General features: G+C 59.2%; 20 protein-coding genes and 1 tRNA gene. 3 read left to right on the top strand and 18 right to left on the bottom strand.

Annotation, left to right across the window (positions count from 1 at the left end):
- Window positions 1-59 precede the first annotated feature (59 nt).
- The 3 genes from AC0Z8Z_RS07690 to AC0Z8Z_RS07700 form a co-directional block, all read right to left on the bottom strand.
- On the bottom strand, window positions 60-869 hold the full coding sequence (locus tag AC0Z8Z_RS07690; RefSeq protein WP_122537426.1) for a helix-turn-helix transcriptional regulator: 810 nt from the start codon (window positions 867-869) through the stop codon (window positions 60-62).
- Window positions 870-922: 53 nt separating this feature from the next.
- Entirely contained in the window at window positions 923-2950 is a 2028-nt protein-coding gene (locus tag AC0Z8Z_RS07695; protein ID WP_485618727.1) for an FIST N-terminal domain-containing protein, read from the bottom strand.
- A 146-nt stretch (window positions 2951-3096) separates the two neighbouring features.
- Window positions 3097-3882 (bottom strand): NAD(P)H-dependent oxidoreductase, encoded by a 786-nt coding sequence (locus AC0Z8Z_RS07700; protein ID WP_485618728.1) that lies wholly within the window; start codon window positions 3880-3882, stop codon window positions 3097-3099.
- Window positions 3883-3967: 85 nt separating this feature from the next.
- Between AC0Z8Z_RS07700 and AC0Z8Z_RS07705 the strand changes: the two genes are divergently transcribed.
- From AC0Z8Z_RS07705 to AC0Z8Z_RS07715, 3 genes are all read left to right on the top strand, one after another.
- A complete protein-coding gene (locus tag AC0Z8Z_RS07705) occupies window positions 3968-4888 on the top strand; it encodes a LysR family transcriptional regulator (protein WP_485618729.1) in 921 nt (306 codons plus the stop codon).
- A 133-nt stretch (window positions 4889-5021) separates the two neighbouring features.
- Window positions 5022-5336 (top strand): DUF7693 family protein, encoded by a 315-nt coding sequence (locus tag AC0Z8Z_RS07710; RefSeq protein WP_485618730.1) that lies wholly within the window; start codon window positions 5022-5024, stop codon window positions 5334-5336.
- Window positions 5337-5452: 116 nt separating this feature from the next.
- A complete protein-coding gene (locus AC0Z8Z_RS07715) occupies window positions 5453-6550 on the top strand; it encodes a hypothetical protein (protein WP_485618731.1) in 1098 nt (365 codons plus the stop codon).
- Between the two features lie 110 nt (window positions 6551-6660).
- On the opposite strand, the gene AC0Z8Z_RS07720 is transcribed toward AC0Z8Z_RS07715, so the two are convergent.
- From AC0Z8Z_RS07720 to aspS, 15 genes are all read right to left on the bottom strand, one after another.
- Window positions 6661-6736, bottom strand: a tRNA-Lys gene (locus AC0Z8Z_RS07720).
- Window positions 6737-6799: 63 nt separating this feature from the next.
- Window positions 6800-7474, bottom strand: a complete 675-nt coding sequence (gene queC / locus AC0Z8Z_RS07725) for a 7-cyano-7-deazaguanine synthase QueC (RefSeq protein ID WP_485618732.1) — start codon at window positions 7472-7474, stop codon at window positions 6800-6802.
- Between the two features lie 15 nt (window positions 7475-7489).
- The gene (gene queE, locus AC0Z8Z_RS07730) at window positions 7490-8137 is read right to left on the bottom strand and encodes a 7-carboxy-7-deazaguanine synthase QueE (protein ID WP_205484560.1); all 648 of its coding nucleotides are present in this window, start codon (window positions 8135-8137) and stop codon (window positions 7490-7492) included.
- A 179-nt stretch (window positions 8138-8316) separates the two neighbouring features.
- Window positions 8317-9135 (bottom strand): tol-pal system protein YbgF, encoded by an 819-nt coding sequence (ybgF, locus tag AC0Z8Z_RS07735; protein WP_485618733.1) that lies wholly within the window; start codon window positions 9133-9135, stop codon window positions 8317-8319.
- Between the two features lie 6 nt (window positions 9136-9141).
- Window positions 9142-9645: a peptidoglycan-associated lipoprotein Pal gene (pal, locus tag AC0Z8Z_RS07740; protein WP_065989719.1), complete on the bottom strand. Its 504-nt coding sequence runs from the start codon at window positions 9643-9645 to the stop codon at window positions 9142-9144.
- A gap of 53 nt (window positions 9646-9698) precedes the next feature.
- A complete protein-coding gene (tolB, locus tag AC0Z8Z_RS07745; RefSeq protein ID WP_485618896.1) occupies window positions 9699-10979 on the bottom strand; it encodes a Tol-Pal system beta propeller repeat protein TolB in 1281 nt (426 codons plus the stop codon).
- Window positions 10980-10996: 17 nt separating this feature from the next.
- Entirely contained in the window at window positions 10997-12088 is a 1092-nt protein-coding gene (gene tolA, locus AC0Z8Z_RS07750) for a cell envelope integrity protein TolA (RefSeq protein ID WP_485618734.1), read from the bottom strand.
- Window positions 12088-12552: a protein TolR gene (gene tolR, locus AC0Z8Z_RS07755; RefSeq protein ID WP_037014073.1), complete on the bottom strand. Its 465-nt coding sequence runs from the start codon at window positions 12550-12552 to the stop codon at window positions 12088-12090. Before tolR ends, tolA begins: the two co-directional genes overlap by 1 nt.
- Window positions 12553-12566: 14 nt before the next feature.
- Complete coding sequence (gene tolQ, locus AC0Z8Z_RS07760) at window positions 12567-13262, bottom strand: protein TolQ (protein WP_122537415.1); 696 nt, start codon at window positions 13260-13262, stop codon at window positions 12567-12569.
- Entirely contained in the window at window positions 13252-13722 is a 471-nt protein-coding gene (gene ybgC / locus AC0Z8Z_RS07765) for a tol-pal system-associated acyl-CoA thioesterase (RefSeq protein ID WP_122537414.1), read from the bottom strand. The genes tolQ and ybgC overlap by 11 nt, the downstream gene beginning before the upstream one ends.
- Before the next feature lie 137 nt (window positions 13723-13859).
- A complete protein-coding gene (ruvB, locus tag AC0Z8Z_RS07770) occupies window positions 13860-14915 on the bottom strand; it encodes a Holliday junction branch migration DNA helicase RuvB (protein WP_172611028.1) in 1056 nt (351 codons plus the stop codon).
- Entirely contained in the window at window positions 14916-15524 is a 609-nt protein-coding gene (gene ruvA / locus AC0Z8Z_RS07775; RefSeq protein ID WP_122537412.1) for a Holliday junction branch migration protein RuvA, read from the bottom strand.
- Window positions 15525-15585: 61 nt separating this feature from the next.
- Window positions 15586-16110: a crossover junction endodeoxyribonuclease RuvC gene (gene ruvC, locus AC0Z8Z_RS07780; RefSeq protein ID WP_065989739.1), complete on the bottom strand. Its 525-nt coding sequence runs from the start codon at window positions 16108-16110 to the stop codon at window positions 15586-15588.
- Window positions 16111-16234: 124 nt separating this feature from the next.
- The gene (locus tag AC0Z8Z_RS07785) at window positions 16235-16981 is read right to left on the bottom strand and encodes a YebC/PmpR family DNA-binding transcriptional regulator (RefSeq protein ID WP_065989740.1); all 747 of its coding nucleotides are present in this window, start codon (window positions 16979-16981) and stop codon (window positions 16235-16237) included.
- 147 nt (window positions 16982-17128) lie between these two features.
- A complete protein-coding gene (gene aspS / locus AC0Z8Z_RS07790; RefSeq protein ID WP_485618735.1) occupies window positions 17129-18904 on the bottom strand; it encodes an aspartate--tRNA ligase in 1776 nt (591 codons plus the stop codon).
- Window positions 18905-19155: the final 251 nt, after the last annotated feature.

The following is a 19155-nucleotide window of genomic DNA, read 5'->3' on the forward strand; positions in this document are numbered from 1 at the left end:
CGCTGCGATGACCGTCACTCTAGGCAAGCCCGAAAAAACCAGTAAGGCGTCTTGTTATCCTATGACCGTGAGTCATAGGCAGTGTGGCGAGGAATGTAAGTCACCAGCGAAAGATCCGGCCGTCCTTCAGGCGTCAGCGCGACATAGGTGAAATCGATATGGCCGCTGATAGGATGCAGCAGACGCTTGCGACCCTCGTCAAAACCTTTGACCTCGGTGTCCTGCCACCACTCTTTGAATTCGGGGCTCAGGCCCGAAAGTTCTTCGATCAGGCTGTCGAACGGTGCCTTGTCCTGGGCCAGCGCGCGCGATGCCCGAAACGCACTGATCATGCCGCGCGCCATCTGCTCCCAATCCAGAATGATGGTTCGGTACGGGATATACAGAAAGAGCAGACGCAGCGTGTTGCGCTCATGGGGCTGCAACGAACCATAGTCGACAAACAGCTCGGCGATGGCGTCGTTCCACGCCAGAATGTCGAGCCGGGCGTTGCGCACATACGCCGGAATGGGGTTGATCGCCTGCACCAGCATTTCCAGGCCGGCCGTTACCCCGCCCCCGGTCGCAGCAGCGGGCACCTCCAGCGCCGATAGCGCATACAGGTGCGCAGACTCCACACGATCAAGCTTGAGGACTTTGGAGATCCGTTGCAGCGCGTCCGGCGAGGGCTGAATGTCGCGGCCCTGTTCAAGCCAGGTGTACCAGCTGACGCTGACCCCGGCGAGCGCCGCTACCTCTTCGCGACGCAATCCGGGCGTGCGCCGCGGCCCTTCCGGCAGACCGAAGTCCTTCGGATCAAGCCGCGCCCGCCGGCTGGACAGGAAATTGCCGAACTCGCGGCGCTGCTCTATCGACGGTCTTTTCGCCATAACTCACTCGTGATCCCTGCGGTCGTTGATCGCCGACAATCAGGCATCGTGGGTCAAGCTCTGGCGTGGGTCAAGCCGGTCAAGGTATCGGCGATGGCTTTAGTGCGCCGGGCCGTGCCTTCGGTGGCCTGGTTCGAATGTTCCAGAGAGTCGAGCATTTCGCGCAGCGCGCCGACGCCGGAGGACTGGTCCTCGATCTGCTGCGCCACCCGCTGGATCTCGCTGGAGAGCAGGTCGATGTCGACGCCGATTTCCGCCGCGTTCTTGCGGGTGATTTCCGCCAGCTTGCGCACTTCGTCGGCGACCACCGCAAAGCCTCGGCCCAGATCCCCTGCCCGTGCGGCTTCAATGGCGGCGTTGAGCGCCAGCAGATTGGTCTGGCCGGCGATCTGTTGAATCACCTGCACGATGGACTGGATGCGCAGGCTCGATTCCGCAAGGGCTCGTGCGCCGACTACCGCTTCGTCCGCCTGGCTGACCAGCGCTACAACGGTATTGCCGGCGTTTGTCGAGACGGTGTTCTGCTGGTCAATCGTACCGGCGAGATCGTCCATCGACAGGTGCAGCTCGCCGGAGTAGTGCTTGATTTGCGTGGACATCTCTTCCTGCTGCTGACCGGCCTGGGCAAGCACCCGACCCAGTGCGGCGAGGCCTTCGAAGACAGGCAGGACTTTGGTATCCAGCCCGCGAGTATCCAGGGCGTTGTTGAAATCGTTGAGCTTGAACGACTCGATCTGCTTCACGATGACGTGATTCAAGCCCACCATCTTCTTGAGCTGGCGGCGCAGGAAAAACGCCTTGAATTCGCCATAGTGGGCGATGAAATTGTCCACGTACTCATCCGTGAATGACGCGCCCTTTGCCACCCGAAAGAAGAAGATCGCGGTGAGCGTCTGGTTCAGGTTCAGGCCGAGAATTTCACCAAAGGTCGAGAAACCCACCAGCGGGACGTCACCGAACAATCCGGTCATGCTGCCCAGGTCCTTGCCGTTATTGGCCCGACGCAAGATGCAGTCGTTGAGGATCGCCGCGACGGGCTGCCCGCCTTTGCCGCGCAGGAATTGCTCGTAATCCACGCGGGTGGCTTCGCGCAACGGCGTGCGCTTGACCATCACCAGTTCCTCGCCGGGGGCCACGTCGCAGAACAGCTGAATGATCTGCTGCGCATGGTCGATGCGGGCGATGGAGCGCACGAACAACTCGCTGCCCACCCGAATGGCAAAGGAGTAATCAGCCAGGTTCTTCTCGAGGGCGTGGGCGTCACAATCGAAGGCGTTACACAGCGCCTGGACCATGCTCATGATATTGCCCTTGCTGTCGATCACCTGATCGATAGTGCGGTCTTCGACAGATGCGGTCAGGACACTGAAGGTCAGCCCGGCGGGCTGGAAATTCTGACTTTTGAACACGCCAAACCGTATGTCGGCGGCGGTCTTGATGAAGACAATCTGCGCATAGTTCTGATAGCTGCGCTGGCCGTCGTGGATCAGCGTCTTCTTGAAATCCGACTTGCCGCCGGCGGAGCCTCCTACAAAGAGGCAGGGAAAGCGCCCGGACTCATACAGCGCTTCCATGAAGAACGATTCGGAGGCTGACAAGCCGTCGAACACCACATAGGCCAAGGTGTCGCGATGATCGATGGTGGTGCTGACCTGCGCACGCTTGATGTTGTTGACCAGTTTTTCGATGCGCTCACGCATCTCCATGCGCTTGCCTCCGCCGCGGATGTCTTCGCATTCCAGCGGCACCATCACCACTTCAGCGGAGGCAATTACGCTGCGTTCGAAGAGCTGCAGAACGATGCGGTCCCATTGATCGCCGGTCGCACAATACAAACCGGTCGCACTGTTGCACAGCTCACCGGAGGTCGTGCACAGGCTCAGCACGCTGTCGGGAAAGCGCTGCTTGATACGCGCAGCGACTTGATCGATGTCCAGGTGCGGAGAGACGAAGCCTGTCACCAGAACAGGCGCCGAACGCACGCCGGCGAGGGCACGGTCCAGTTCGCCAGCGGTGCAGTTGATGCTGATCGCTTCCTGGCGGTTGGCACGGGTTCGGTTAAAGAGATTGAATGGGTTCATCGTCGGCTCGCTAGAAAGGATCGCTGAGCGGATGCGTGCATACGCGACAGCTTTCCTCTGTATCGGCCGTGGAAAATCTGACTTGAAGGACAGGACGTGGCGTTGGTCGGAGGGTTCGAACCGAGGTCCGCACGACTGCTTCAGTTTTAATCGCCGTCGGTGTAATGGATCCCAAAGTCGTGGCGCCCCGGCGCGAGGTGCGGCTTGAGCGTGAGCGCCGGGATCTCATAATCGCCGGCATTCTGTCGACGAAACGGCAGTGGCGGATCGGTGAAGAGGTTATCCAGCCGCGTCGCATATTCAGCGCACAGCTGGTCGAACCGGACAGCGTCGACCTTGCCGGTTTTATAGATCGGGAAAGGCGGCAGAACTGTAAACCCGGGGTAAAACAGCACCCCGTGCTGTATCGGAAAGAGCACGTCATTCAACGCACCGTTCACCCCGCGTTCGCTGTAGTGAGACTCCCATCCGCCCATAGTGACCGTGAGCATCGCGCGCTTCCCCGCCATCCGGCCCTCGCCGTAGCGATCCCCCCAATGGCTTTCGCTGTGCTCGCCCACACCATAGGCAAAACCATAGGCATACACTCGATCGACCCAGCCCTTGAGGATCGCCGGCATCGAAAACCACCACAGTGGAAACTGGAACACCACGGCATCAGCCCACTGTAACTTGGCTTGCTCAATCTCGATGTCGTGGGGCTGGACACCGGCGGAGAACACTCGGTGTGACTCAACGGCGGGATTGAAAGGCGTGCTGGGGTCGTAACCAGGTGCGTCGTCAGGGTCGAGCGCCGCCTTCCACTTCATGTTGTAGAGATCCGATATTTCCACTTCATGGCCAGCCGCCTTGAGATGGGCGATCGCAAAGTCCCTCAGCGAGCCATTGAGAGAGCGAGATTCAGGGTGGGCGTAGATCAACAGTATGTTCACAAGAGGCTCCGGATGGGATGGATGCCTCACCGTAGCGGCGATCGCGCTATGCTAGAAATGAATTCCCGAAACAGCTGGTATTTGCATGCACAATATCTTGCGCCGACTGGACCTCAATCTGCTGCTGACGCTGGATGTCTTGCTGGCTGAACTGAATGTCACGCGCGCGGCACGCGTCCTCAACCTATCGCAGCCAACTGTCAGCCTGCAGTTGGGCAGGCTCAGGGAGATGCTGGCCGATCCTCTGCTGTTGCCAGGCCCACGAGGCATGCTGCCCACGGAACGCGCCCGCGAATTGCGCAACCCGTTGAGCGAAGCGCTGGCAGCGTTGAACAGTGCATTGAGCCCTGCTGATGCATTTGACCCCGGATCTTCAAATCAAACCTGGAAAGTAGCCGCCAGCGACTACGCCACTACCGCCCTTGTCTGGCCGTCGCTGCGACGGATCAGGAGCATCGCGCCGAACACTCGGTTGGCGCTTCTGAACAAGCACCCTCTCGACCTTGCAAGTGACCTGGAAGGCGGTCGTCTCGATCTCGCTCTGCACACTCGCGACGAAGCTCCGCCGAAGCTGCGTCAACGCTCGTTAGTCCACGAACGCTACGTCCTGGCCGGACGGAAAGGGCACTCTGCCTTCCAGTCAAAGCTGACCCTCAAAGCGTTTTGCGCCCTTGAACACGCCATCATGTCCCCCAACGGCGCAGGCTTTGCTGGCATCACTGATCAGGCATTGGCGATCAAAGGCCTGCAACGTCAAGTGGTGTTGTCGGTGCCCAACTTCAACTCACTTATTTCGGCCCTGACCCACAGTGATCTGGTGGCAGTCGTGCCGCAGAGGATGGTGCAAGACGAGGCTGCCTTGCATGTTCAGGATCCTCCCCTCGTTATCCCCGGATTTGAAATGTTGATGCTGTGGCCAGAGCGCCTGCACCGCGATCCCGCGCACATGTGGCTGCGCGACCTCATCGCTTCAACGGTTGAAACGACGTCCTGCCTGCGGCACTGACACTGAGCTCTGCATCAGTCATGGACAATCCAAAAAATGACGCGGAGCCATCAAAACGTTGCCAATGGCACGTACCTTGGGTAGACATTTTCAAGTAACCGCCCTGCAAGCTGAGCCATCAAGGAACGTCCATTTGACAGCAAAGCCTCTTACTGCCCGTGACACCTGTCAGGTGCTGCGTGACATCGCCCTCGGCATTCGGGTGATGCGTCGGGTGGACAGCAACGCTCAAGTCGACATCGACAGCGGTCTGATGACCGTCGAGGCTGACGGCTGGCTGATCACGTTTTACAAAGAGGACCACGCGCTGGACCACTGCGACCGCTGCCTCAGCCCCGAAGGCCGTCTCTACATGTTTGACGCCCGCCAACGCTACGGCACTGATCCGCTTGAGCTGCTGAGCACTTGGGAACGCGGTCGACTGGAAACGCTGCTCTCCCTTGTCTAGGCGAACGCTCATACACCGCGCGTCAAAAGAAACGGCCTCGCCCCATATCGTGGGACGATGGAACCAAAGCGGATCAGGTGCCACACACGCTGTATAAAGTCCAAAGCGGGTGGCGTATGTCGACGAAAGTGAGTGGGCCTGTTGATCAGCTCTTCGGCTTGCATAACAGCGATTTGGGCTCGCCCCAAGGGCGTTTCGCTGATCAACGGCAAGCGGGCGCAGGCATCGATTTTGGTGCGTCGCCCGGTGCTGGTGCGCAGTCGGTGAGCTTCGGCGGACCCTCGCCGCACCACAGTGACAGCCGCGTGAATGCCAGCGAGCGCGCGGCCAATCCCACCGATCAGGACCTCGCTGCATCGGTACATAATCTGGTCGAGCAAATCATGCAGGCGCTCGCACAGTTCATGCAGCAAAGTCGGGGCGATACGGGCGCATCTTCCCCAAGCGGCGGCAGTCCGCAAGGCAAGTCAGCGGCAGTCTCGGCACTTGGTCAGCCGATGGCAGCGAACGCTGTGTCCCAACAGGCGGCTGCAACGCCAGGGGTAACCCAACCGCCATCGTCCGCTCCTCTTGCCTCCACACCTGCGCCGGACACTTTGACGGCCTCCAAGCCCGCAACTGCGCCTGAATCCGTAGGCAAGCCGGGCGCTGTGGGCGACGCCGCCACCGCTGGCAGCGGGCCTTACTCGCTCAATATCACTAATACTCAAGACCACCCGATAAAGATTGGCCAGTTCGACAAGAATGAAAAACTGGTAGGCGAACTGTCACTCGAGCCTGGGCAGAGAGGGACGATGAAGTACGAGGCAGATACGACGGGCCTGCTCAAACAGGCCGACGCGGACGGCAACTACAAGCCTGATGCGAGCCGCCTGGAGTTCTACAACGGCTTCATCAATACCAGCGACATCGATGGCCGCAACGCGGCGATCCATGCGACCGATGGCAAAGGGTTTGAGGTCGGTGACAAGCAAAGTATTGCTGACAAGGCACCTGACAGCATCACGTCCCTGGACTCAGCCGGGAACAAAACCATCGCCGGATGGTACGACGGGTCCACCGAGAAGATGAAACAGGGAGGCGATTTCCTGACCAAAGAACTGGGCACTGGAATGACCTATCAGCATCCGAATGACGACACCTTGGGCCAGGGCAATAACCCTATGCGGCACACTGACTCGATGTCCCTGGACGTGGTTTTCGGGAAGGCGTGAGATTGACGCGAGGGGCGATGAGTTATTGAGTCAGGCCCGGCCGCTGCTTTCAGGCAGCCAAAAAAAAATCTGGAAATCCGCATTTTCATGGGCCTTCCAGATTTTCGAAATGGTGGGTCGTGTGGGATTCGAACCTACGACCAATTGGTTAAAAGCCAACTGCTCTACCAACTGAGCTAACGACCCGCTTCGTTGTGGCGCGTATATTACTGATATTTCACAGTAATTCAACACCCAAGCGAAAATAATTTAAAAATAACGCGTTGGGTCCGTCACGCCAGCCGCCGCGAAGCCCTCAGCGCGCAACCGGCAGCTGTCGCATTTTCCGCACGCACGCCCTTGGTGGTCGGCCTGATAGCAGGAAACCGTCAATGCGTAATCCACCCCCAGACGCGTACCGGTTTTGACGATATCGGCCTTGCTTAGCATCTGCAGCGGCGCCTGTATCGTGAAGCCCTCACCTTCGACACCAGCCTTTGTGGCGAGATTGGCCATGCGCTCGAACGACTCGACGAACTCCGGACGGCAATCCGGGTAGCCAGAGTAATCCACGGCGTTGACGCCAATGAAGATGTCCCGGGCACCAAGCACTTCCGCCCAGCCCAACGCGAGAGAGAGGAAAACGGTATTGCGCGCCGGCACGTACGTCACCGGAATGCCCTCGCCCGGCGTCTCCGGCACCGCGATGTTGCTGTCGGTTAGCGCGGAACCGCCAATGCCATTGAGGTTAAGGCCGATGACCTTGTGTTCGACCACGCCCATATCCGCTGCTACACGCTCCGCCGCCTGCAGCTCGGCACGATGCCGTTGGCCGTAGTCAAAACTCATCGTGTAGCAGCTGAAGCCATCGGCCTTGGCCATCGCCACCACGGTGGCCGAGTCCAGCCCGCCAGACAGCAGGATTACCGCTCTTTTCTCAGTCATCGGTTGCTCACTCATTTATCGCCCCGGCTCGTCATTCCACAGGATTTTGTGCAACTGCAGCTGCAGACGCACCGGAAGGTTGTCGGCCACGATCCAGTCGGCCAGGTCTCTGACGTTCAGATCGCGGTGGACAGGGGAAAACAGCACTTCGCCGGCACGACGGTCCAAACCGTACTGAATGATCTTCGAGACGGCCCAGTCGTAATCTTCCCGCGAACAAATGACGAATTTGATCTGGTCGTTAGGCGTGAGCAGCTCGATATTTTCGTATCGATTGCGCGCCACCTCTTTTGAACCCGGGGTTTTCAGGTCGACGACACGGCTCACGCGGGGATCGACTTTGGAGATGTCCAGCGCGCCACTGGTTTCCAGCGAAACCTCGTAGCCCGCGTCACACAGCCGCTGAAGCAAAGGGATGGCGTTTGGCTGAGCCAGGGGCTCGCCGCCTGTGACGCAGACATAGCGCGGGCGGTAGCCGGCAACCTGCTCCATCAACGAGTCGAGGGTTTGGATGGTTCCGCCCGTGAAGGCGTATTCGCTGTCGCAATAACCGCAACGCAATGGACAGCCGGTGAGTCGCACGAAAACGGTAGGCAAGCCTGCCGTGCGCGTTTCACCCTGCAATGAGTAGAAAACTTCGGTGATGCGTAATGTGTCTTGCATAAGGGCCACGGGCGTAACGGCTAAACAGGCCATCCGCCTCCGTCAGGCACTTCTGTACACCCTGCACACGCAGAATCCACAGAAGCGTAATCAATACCGGAATTTCGGGGGCGGAATTCTAACGAAGAAAGCCGCGCAATGCGCGGCTTTCTTGAATCAGCGGTCAGATTGCCTGGCAATCAGAGACGCTGCAGGTCCCGCTGTGCCAACTGAGCGGCTGAGGTGCCGGGGTACTGAGCAACGACTTGCTGAAGGATCCCCTTCACCTTGTCGGTGTGGCCCAGGCGACGTTCGACGTCTGCCAACTTGTACAGGGAATCAGGCACTTTGGCGTGCTTTGGGTAAAGCTGACTGACCTTTGCAAAGGCCTGACCGGCACCTTGAAGGTCGCCTTTGGCCAGGTTCACTTCGCCCAACCAGTATTGGGCGTTGCCCGCATACTGGCTGTTCGGGTATTTGCGCAAGAAGGCCGCAAACGCCTGACTGGCCTTGTCGAAATCCTTCGCTTTGATCAAGTCGAAAGCAGCGTCGTAATAGAGCTTTTCTTTCGCAGGGTCACCGGGCTCGCTGCTCGCCTGAGGCGCTTGAGCGGCTGATGACGCGGGTGCTCCGCCGGCATTGCTGCCGCCGTCGGAAGCAGAATTGTTGGCAGCTGATGGGGCAGATGCGCCTCCAGCTCCGATTCGGGAGTCGAGATCCTTGTAACGATCCAGCGCTTCCTGCTTCATCTGCTGGATATCGTTCTGCTGGACTTCCACCATTCCACGCAAGCGCGAAATTTCGTCCTGCATTTGCTGCAACTGCATGAACAGCTGACCTTGCGCCGAAGGCGCAGCCGTAGCCGCACCTCCGGCGTAGGCGCCAGACGTACCATAACCCGATGGCGGATAACTGCTACCAGCAGAGCCAGAGTTGTCATCGACCACAGGAACCGCACCCATCGCTGCAAGAGGAAGGGTGAGAGCCAAAACGGTTAAAGCACGTCGGCACGTTCGCATGTCAAATTACTTACGCAGTTCGACGCGACGGTTTTGAGCCCACGATTGCTCGTCGTTACCGGTAGCAACTGGACGCTCTTCACCGTAGGAAACGAGTTCCAGCTGAGCTGGCGAAACGCCCTGCAGAACCAGGTAGCGTTGAACGGCTTTCGCACGACGCTCGCCCAGTGCCAGGTTGTATTCGCGAGTACCGCGTTCGTCGGTGTTGCCTTCCAGAACTACGCGAGCGCCGTTGGCTTTCAGGTCTTTGGCGTGAACGTCCAGAGCGCGCATGGCTTCTGGTTTCAGGTCAGAACTGTCGTATTCGAAGTAGAAAGTAGTGATAGCGCGCAGAGCAGCTTCTTCGCTCAGGCTGCCATCAACAGCGCCAGAGTTAGCGCCGTAACCAGCGTTAGGATCTACAGCAGCGCCGCCAGCACCGGCATTGTCGCCGCCTTTGGACGAGCAACCTACAGCTACGGCCATGGCCAGAGCCAGCGCAGCAAATTTACCAAACTTCAGCATTTCCATCGTAAAACTCCTAATGAACCCCAAGTGTGTTAAGTACAACGTAAAGCGCCGCGTCAGTTCAGGTAAGGGGACCAGGAAGGTTCTCTGACTTCGCCTTGAGCGGTAGGAAGCGGGAGCCTTACGCGTCCATTAATGGACACGAGCATCAAGACTCCCCGGCCCTGCTGGCGGGTGGCGTAGATTACCATGGTGCCGTTAGGCGCAACAGTAGGCGACTCATCAAGGTTGCTGTCTGTGAGGATTTTTACGCTACCGCGCTGCAAATCCTGAGCCGCCACCTTGAAGTTGGTGAAGCCATCTTGACGATGGATCATCACCAGAGTCTTTTCATCCGCCGATAACTTAGGGTTGGCATTGTAGTTACCGATGAAAGTAACGCGCTCTGCCCCTCCGCCATTAATATTGGTTTTATAAATTTGTGGCTTGCCGCCGCGATCAGACGTGAAGTAAAGCGTCGAGCCGTCTTTACCGAAGAACGGTTCTGTATCAATGGAGGAATCGTTGGTCACTCGCGACAATTGACGCGACGCCAGATTCATCACATAGATTTCCGGGTTGCCATCTTTCGACAAGACCATCGCCAGCTTGCTGCCGTCCGGGGACCACGCAGGCGCGCCGTTCAGCCCTTCGAAGTTGGTGATTTGCTCGCGGCGACCGGTGTCGATGTGCTGAACGAAAATGCGCGGACGCTTCTGCTCAAACGACACATAGGCAATGCGCTTGCCGTCCGGCGCAAAGCGTGGCGACAGGATCGGTTCACGGGATTGCAGCAGTGTCACCGCGCGGGCGCCGTCGTAGTCCGAACGCTGCAGCGTGTAGCGAGTGTTGTCAGTGGAGAAACGCTCAGCAGTCACGTACAGCATACGGGTCGAAAACGCACCCTTGATGCCGGTCAGTTTTTCGAACGACTGGTCGGCGATGTAGTGCGACATATCACGCAGCTGGTCAGCTGTGCCCGAAACGTTGCCGGTCAGAACCTGCTGCTCGGTGGCCACGTTGAACAGTGCGTATTGGACCTGCAGGCGACCGCCGGCAGGAACAATGCTACCGACCATCACGTACTGCGCGCCCAGTGCTTTCCAGTCGCGGAAGATGACTTCGCTGGCCTGGCTCGGCTGGCTGATCATGTTTTCCTTTGGAATCGGCGAGTAGTAGCCCGAGTTCTGCAGGTCGTTGCCAATGATCTTGGCCATGTCTTCCGGCAGGACGCTGCCGCCCTGCAAGCCAAACGGTACGACCGCGATAGGCGTGGCGCGGTCACTGCCGCTTGTTACCAGAATGTTCTTTTCGTCGGCAGCGGCAAAACCCGCTGCGCAACACAGAACGACAAGCATTCCTCGAAGAAGGTTAATCACAAGGCTAGGTCCTCAGGTGTGAATGTCATCTTGAATGAACGGTAAGGCGCGAAGTCCGAAGGCTTCATCCCCTGCATCTCTGTCAAACGACCAATATTCTTGACCGCCGCTACTGCTGAACTGTCGAAAGGACCATCGCCGCTGGACTTGATCACGTTGACCGAAGTCACGGTGCCGTCCGGCAACATGTTGATCTGCAGGACGACCGTCATGCCCTTGCGTGCAGAAGGTGGACGTGCCCAGCCTTCAGCGGCTCGAGAGCGAATCAAGTCATCGAAGCTGCCAGCCACTTCATCGCCACGCTCATCGGCTAGCGCCTGCTGGCGTTCCGGCTTATCGGAAAGCAGGTCGGCCAGTGCTTGCGCCTTCTTGTCTTCCGCCGATTTGCGGGCAGCGTCCTGGGCCTTCTTCTTCGCGTCCTCGGCCGACTTCTTCTTGGCATCCTCAGCCGCTTTCTTCTTCGCGTCTTCAGCAGCCTTTTTCTTGGCGTCGTCCGCAGCCTGCTTCTTCGCGTCCTCGGCAGCCTGTTTCTTGGCTTCTTCGGCGGCAGCACGCTTGGCGTCTTCCTCTGCCTTCTTCTTCGCGTCGTCTTCGGCTTTCTTCTTGGCTATATCAGCCAATTGTTTCTCTTCGGCGGTTTTCTTCGCGTCATCCGCTTTTTTGGCTTCGGCTTTCTTGGCGTCTTCCGCGGCCTTTTTAGCGTCATCGGCTTTTTTGGCGTCGTCAGCTTTCTTCGCTTCCTCGGCCTTTTGTTCTTCGGCTTTTTGAGCGGCATCGGCTTTCTTTTGTTCCGCCGCCTTCACCGCCTCTTGCTCAACTTTTTTCTGCTCCATCTGCTCGACTTCGGTTTGTCGCGCAGCGGATTTCTTCGCCTCACCGGCAAGCTTCTGGTTGGTCTGGGTGGTTGCCTGACTTTTTGATTTCAACTGATAGAGCGTGGCCTGAACAATCGGCCTGGCTTCAGGAAGCTCAGGCGTCATTGCGAAGCTGACGAACAACAAACCAAAAATCAGGACGTGCAGTCCTACCGCCCAGACGGACGGCCAGAAGTAGCTTTCCGAGGCGGACGGCTCTCGAATCGGCTGCATCAGGGGGCCTCGGTAATCAGACCAACGTTCCCGACCCCGGCCTTCTGCAACCCGCCCATCGTGCCCATGACGGCGCCGTAGTCGACCGTCTTGTCGCCACGGATGAACACTTGAGTCTGCTTGCCAGCGTCACGACCGGCAGCAATGATTTTGGTCACTGCGCTGGTCAGTTGCGGCAAGGTCATCGCCTTGTCCATTTGCTTGTCGGTGTCGACTTCGCTGCCAAGGTTCCAGTAATAGGTCTTGTCAGCCTTGATCGAGATCGTCAGGACCTGATTATTGTTGTCCTGCGGCAAAGCCTCGCTGGAGACCTTGGGCAGATCAACTTTCACGCCCTGGTTGATCATCGGAGCCGTCACCATGAAGATGACCAGCAGCACCAGCATCACGTCGATGTACGGCACCACGTTCATTTCGGCGACCGGCTTGCGCTTGTTGCGTCGGCCGCGAGCGATTAAAGCCATTGGGAAATACCTGCTTATTCTTCGCTGGTGTGCACTTTACGGTGCAGGATCGCCTGGAACTCGTCGGCGAATGTGTAGTAGCGACCGATCAGGTTCTCGCCACGAGCGGCGAAGCGGTTGTAAGCGATGACCGCAGGGATCGCTGCGAACAGGCCGATAGCTGTGGCAATCAGTGCTTCGGCGATACCCGGTGCAACCGTGGCCAGAGTGGCTTGCTGCGCAGTGGCCAGACCGCGGAAGGAGTTCATGATGCCCCATACGGTACCGAACAGACCAATGTACGGACTGGTCGAACCGACGGTTGCCAGGAACGGCAGGCTCTGCTCGAGCTTTTCTTCTTCACGGGAGATGGCAACGCGCATGGCACGGGCAACACCTTCCATCACCGCATCCGGATCGACGCCGGCCTGCTGACGCAGACGGGAGAACTCTTTGAAGCCCGCGCGGAAGATCTGCTCTACGCCGGAGTCAGGGTCCGGGTTGCTGCCAGCCTGACGGTAGAGCTTGGACAGATCGATGCCTGACCAGAAGCGCTCCTCGAAGCTGTCCAAGGCCTTACGCCCGGCGCGCAACATGGCGCTGCGCTGAAAAATCATGATCCACGAGGTGACCGAGGCGGCCACCAGGATCAGCATTACCAACTGCACAACCACGCTGGCATTGCTGACCAAACTCCACATGGAGGAATGGTCGACGACGTTAGCTTCCACGCTGTATCTCCTGCTCTGAATGTGTACCCGCGCCGCCCTGCCCGGCAAAGGCCGTGCGCAGAGCTTCGGGAATGGCCCGGGGTTTCAAACTGTCGGCGCGCACACACGCCACCAAAAACTGCCCTTCGCAGAGCAGCACATCATCCGCAGCCCGCCTGACCTGTTGCTGAAAGCGCAGGCTGACGCGGTTCAATTCGATTACTTCAGCGCTGATCAGCAGTTCGTCGTCCAGCCGCGCGGGCTTGTGGTACCGAGCCTCGCTTGAATGCACGACGAACAACAGGTTCTCGACACCCGCCATTGCGGATTGGGCAAAGCCCAGTTCCCGCAGTCGCTCGGTTCGAGCCCGTTCCATGAATTTCAGGTAATTGACGTAGTAAACGATGCCGCCGGCATCGGTGTCCTCGTAATAAACGCGACAACGATGTGCGAACGACTGAGCCCCGTTTTGCGCGCGCATACTCTAGTGCTTACTCCTCAGGTTGCCAATCCGGCCAGGCAACTGTTTTTCATCGTTTTTACTGCCTGCGCCACATCACTTTGCGGTGACTGCCCGTCAGACCACCAAACACCCGAATAAATCGGTTGATCGTGCATTTATTCGTCAGGGTCTTCGATCGGTTCATCCAGCACCGCACGGTCGCCCAGGCGCGAGGGGATGTTCAGACCGAAGTGCAAATACGCATGCCGCGTGACCATGCGACCGCGAGGTGTGCGCATCATATAGCCTTGCTGAATCAAATAGGGCTCCAGCACATCTTCAATTGTGTGTCGTTCTTCGCTGATGGCCGCCGCAAGGTTATCCACCCCGACCGGCCCGCCGTCGAACTTCTCGATCATCGTCAGCAGCAAGCGTCGATCTTGGTGATCGAATCCGCGCTCGTCGACGTCCAGCAGGTTCAGCGCGAGATCCGCAATGGCCTTGGTGATCTCGCCCTTGGCGCGTACTTCGGCGAAATCCCTCACCCGACGCAGCAGCCGATTGGCGATCCGCGGCGTACCCCGTGCACGACGGGCAATCTCGAATGCGCCTTCGTCCTCGATGTACAGCCCGAGAATTTTCGCCGAGCGCGACACAATCGTGGCCAGATCCGCAGTGCTGTAGAACTCAAGACGCTGCACGATACCGAAACGGTCACGCAGCGGATTGGTCAGCATGCCTGCGCGAGTCGTCGCGCCGACCAGTGTGAACGGCGGCAGATCAAGCTTGATGGAGCGCGCCGCAGGGCCCTCACCGATCATGATGTCCAGCTGGAAATCCTCCATCGCCGGGTACAGCACTTCCTCAACGATGGGTGACAGACGGTGGATTTCATCGATGAACAGCACGTCGTGGGGCTCAAGATTGGTGAGAATCGCCGCAAGATCACCCGGTCGTTCAAGCACGGGGCCCGAGGTGCTCTTGATCGATACTCCCATTTCCTGGGCGATGATATGCGCCAGTGTGGTTTTACCCAGGCCTGGCGGACCGAAGATCAGCGTGTGATCCAGCGCTTCACTGCGCCCGCGTGCCGCCTGAATGAACAGTTCCATCTGCTCACGCACGGTGGGCTGACCAATGTAATCGGCCAGGCTCAGCGGCCGAATCGCACGGTCCAGTTGCTCGTCACGGTCACGCCCGGTCGCGGCGATCAGACGGTCGGCGTCTATCACTTACAGCATCCCCTTCAGTGCGCGGCGAATGAGGTCTTCGCTGCTGAGATTCTTGTCTTTTATCGCGGTCACCGCTTTGCTCGCTTCCTGGGGCTTGTAGCCCAGGGAAATCAACGCGCTGACAGCATCCGACTCGGCCGTCGCCACCGGAATCGGCGCGCCCGGCCCGTCCGACACGAGCGCGAAGGTACCTGGCAACGAATCCCACGCCTTGAAGCGATCCTTCAGTTCAACCAGCAACCGCTCGGCGGTCTTCTTGCCAACGCCCGGGACGCGGGTCAGCGCGGAGGTGTCCTGCGCCTGCACACAACGCACCAACTCGTCCACTTCCAGCGTCGACATCAGGGCCAGCGCCAGCTTCGGCCCGACGCCGTTCAGGCGAATCAGCTCGCGAAACATCTCGCGGTCACGCTTTTCGTAGAAACCGAACAGCAGGTGCGCGTCTTCGCGGACCACCAGATGGATGTGCAGCGTCACGATTTCGCCCAGATGAGGCAGGCGATAAAGCGTGGTCATGGGCACTTCGACCTCGTAACCCACGCCGTTGACATCCAGTACCAGATGCGGCGGCTGCTTCTCGACCAACGTACCGCGTAGACGTCCAATCACGAATCAAATCCTTTCCAGATGCCCATCGCCACGACGGGCCGTGCTAACACGAATAATGCCATCACAGCCGCAGACGTCCGCCACGACTGCGCGCCGTATTGAGGCCATGAGGGATGAGGCTGGATCGGGTATGCGCGTGACACATGGCGATTGCCAGTGCATCCGACGCATCCACCTGAGGCTTGGTGGTCAGCTTGAGCAGGTGCATGACCATCATCATCACCTGATCCTTGTTGGCGCCGCCCGTTCCGGCGACGGCCTGCTTGACCTGAGTCGCGGTGTACTCGGCGATCTCCAGTCCTTCTTCGGCACCCGCAACAATCGCCGCACCGCGGGCCTGACCCAGCTTCAAGGCCGAGTCCGGGTTGCGCGCCATGAACACTTTTTCGATGCCCATCGTCACCGGGCCGTACGTCTGGATGACTTCGCGCACGCCGCGATACACGATCTGCAGCCGCTCATGGAGCAAGCCTGTGCCCGTGCGAATGCAGCCCGAGGCCACGTACTCGCAGCCGCGCCCGGTATCACGCACCACGCCAAACCCGGTAATTCTTGAACCGGGGTCGATACCTAAAATAAGAGTCATAACGCCTGCAGCTTGAGAGGTAACGCGAACAATTGGACGCAGCATAAAGGCAGAAGCCGGAGGCCGATAGCGTTGATCATCAACGCTTCGTGCGCTCCGGCCTCAAGTCCGAGCGGGCAAAGGATCAGCCGAGCTGCTCCAGCACCTCGTCCGGGATTTCAGCGTTGGAGTAGACGTTCTGCACGTCGTCCAGGTCTTCCAGCATATCGATCAGCTTGAGGACCTTTTCCGCCATGTCCAGATCGAGCACCGCACTGGTGGTCGGCTGCATCACGATTTCCGCATCGGCGGGCGTGAAACCAGCGGCTTCCAGCGCGTTGCGCACGGCATAGAAACTGGAGAACGAAGTGAACACGTCAATAGAGCCATCTTCGTGGGTGACCACGTCGTCAGCATCCGCTTCCATCGCAGCTTCGATCAGCGCATCTTCATCCACGCCCGGTGCGAAGGATATCTGCCCCTTGCGCTCGAACAGATAGGACACCGAGCCGTCAGTCCCCAGGTTGCCGCCGCACTTGCTGAACGCATGACGCACAGCAGCCGCGGTCCGGTTGCGGTTATCGGTCATGGTTTCGACCATGACCGCAACGCCGCCGGGGCCGTAGCCTTCGTAACCCAGTTCGACCATGTCATCGGCATCGGCGGCGCCGGCACCACGAGCGATGGCGCGGTCGATGATGTCGCGACTCATGTTCGCGCCAAGGGCCTTGTCCTGCGCCAGACGCAAGCGCGGGTTCGACGCCGGATCACCGCCGCCCTGACGGGCAGCGACGGTCAGTTCGCGAATCCACTTGGTGAAGATCTTGCCTTTCTTGGCATCCTGACGCTCTTTGCGGTGCTTGATGTTCGCCCACTTGGAATGACCAGCCATAACACGCTCCAAACCTTGAAACACGCACGCCCGCGCTTGATCGCTCAAACGCAGACGCTTTCCTCGAATCTTTGCCCGAAATGGGCGAGGCTCAGGGCGGACCGAATGGTCGGTCCGCCGAGCCCATGCCTAAAAGGCCGACACGGCTTACTCTGCCTTTGGCGTCTCGCGCAGGCGGATGTGCAGCTCGCGCAGTGCCTTGGCATCAACCACGCCCGGTGCCTGGGTCATCACGTCCGCAGCACTCTGGGTTTTCGGGAAGGCAATGACTTCACGAATGGACTGAGCGCCAGTCATCAGCATGACCAGACGATCCAGACCGAACGCCAGGCCACCGTGGGGCGGCGCGCCGTACTTCAGTGCGTCGAGCAGGAAGCCGAACTTCTCCTGCTGCTCGTCTTCGGAAATGCCCAGCAGACGGAACACGGCCTGCTGCATTTCCTTGCGGTGGATACGGATCGAACCGCCGCCCAACTCAGTGCCGTTCAGCACCATGTCGTACGCGCGGGACAGCGCGGTGGCAGGGTTGGCTTCGAGCTCGTCAGGCGAGCATTTCGGCGCGGTGAACGGGTGGTGCAGCGCGGAGAAGCTGCCGTCGTCGTTTTCCTCGAACATCGGGAAATCAACGACCCACATCGGCGCCCATTCACGGGTGAGCAGGTTCAGGTCGTGGCCCAGCTTGATGCGCAGAGCGCCCAGTGCTTCGCTGACGATTTTGAATTTGTCCGCGCCGAAGAACACGATGTCGCCGTCCACTGCGCCCACGCGATCGAGGATCACGTTGAGGTTGGCTTCCGGGATGTTCTTGACGATCGGCGACTGCAGGCCTTCGACGCCCTTGGCGCGCTCGTTGACCTTGATGTAGGCCAGGCCTTTGGCGCCGTAGATGCCGACGAACTTGGTGTACTCGTCGATCTTGCTACGCGGCATGCTTGCGCCGCCGGGAACGCGCAACGCCGTCACACGGCACTTCGGATCGTTGGCAGGACCGCTGAACACTTTGAAATCCACGGCCTGAAGCTGATCGGCAACGTCAACCAGCTCCAGCGGGTTACGCAGGTCTGGTTTGTCCGAGCCATAGCGGCGCATGGCTTCTTCGAAGGTCATGTGGGGGAAGTCATCGAACTCCACATCCAGCACTTCCTTGAAGAGCTTGCGGACCATGGTCTCGGTGATGCCCATGATGTCCTCTTCGTTGAGGAAGCTGGTCTCGATGTCGATCTGAGTGAATTCAGGCTGACGGTCGGCACGCAGGTCTTCGTCGCGGAAGCACTTGGCGATCTGGTAGTAACGGTCGAAACCGGCAACCATCAGCAGCTGTTTGAACAGCTGGGGCGATTGCGGCAAGGCGAAGAAGCTGCCTGGGTGGGTACGGCTTGGCACCAGATAGTCGCGAGCGCCTTCGGGCGTGGCGCGAGTGAGGATCGGCGTCTCGACATCGAGGAAGCCGTTGCCGTCCAGAAAGCCACGGATGCTGGAGGTGATGCGCGAGCGAAGACGCAGCTTTTCAGCCATCTCCGGACGACGCAAGTCGATGAAGCGATACCGCAGGCGGGTTTCTTCGCCGACGTCGGAGTATTCGTTAAGCGGGAACGGCGGGGTTTCCGACTCGTTGAGCACTTCCAGCTCATAGCCCAGCACTTCGATCGCGCCCGACGCCATGTTCGGGTTTACGGCGCCGGCAGGACGCGCACGTACCTTGCCGGTCAGCTTGACCACGTATTCGCTGCGAACACGGTCGGCGATGGCGAAGGTGTCAGCACGATCCGGATCGAAAACCACCTGGGCCAGACCTTCACGATCGCGAATGTCGAGGAAAATCACCCCCCCGTGGTCGCGACGGCGATGGACCCATCCGCAAAGGGTAATTTCCTGACCTTCCAGGCTCTCGTTCAGTTGGCCGCAATAATGGCTGCGCATCATGATCGTGTGTTCACTTCTCGTAATTCGGAATTCGATGGAGCTTTCGCCCGTCGCCGGTGCAAGGGTGCGCAAGCTTTGGCATGCAGTCCGACCTGACGGTCAGTTCCTGCCTTCCACAGTAAGGCGGGGGATTATATAGGGATAATCATCGCTGTGCAGCCGCGCAACCCGATACCGGGCAAGAAGATGTCGGCGCGCGGCGTGGAGGCCGCGGTGCCGCCAGCGAATGCAGGCCCGCCGCAACGGGCCCG

Source organism: Pseudomonas sp. 1L-C-7-B-C1, from assembly GCF_057291635.1.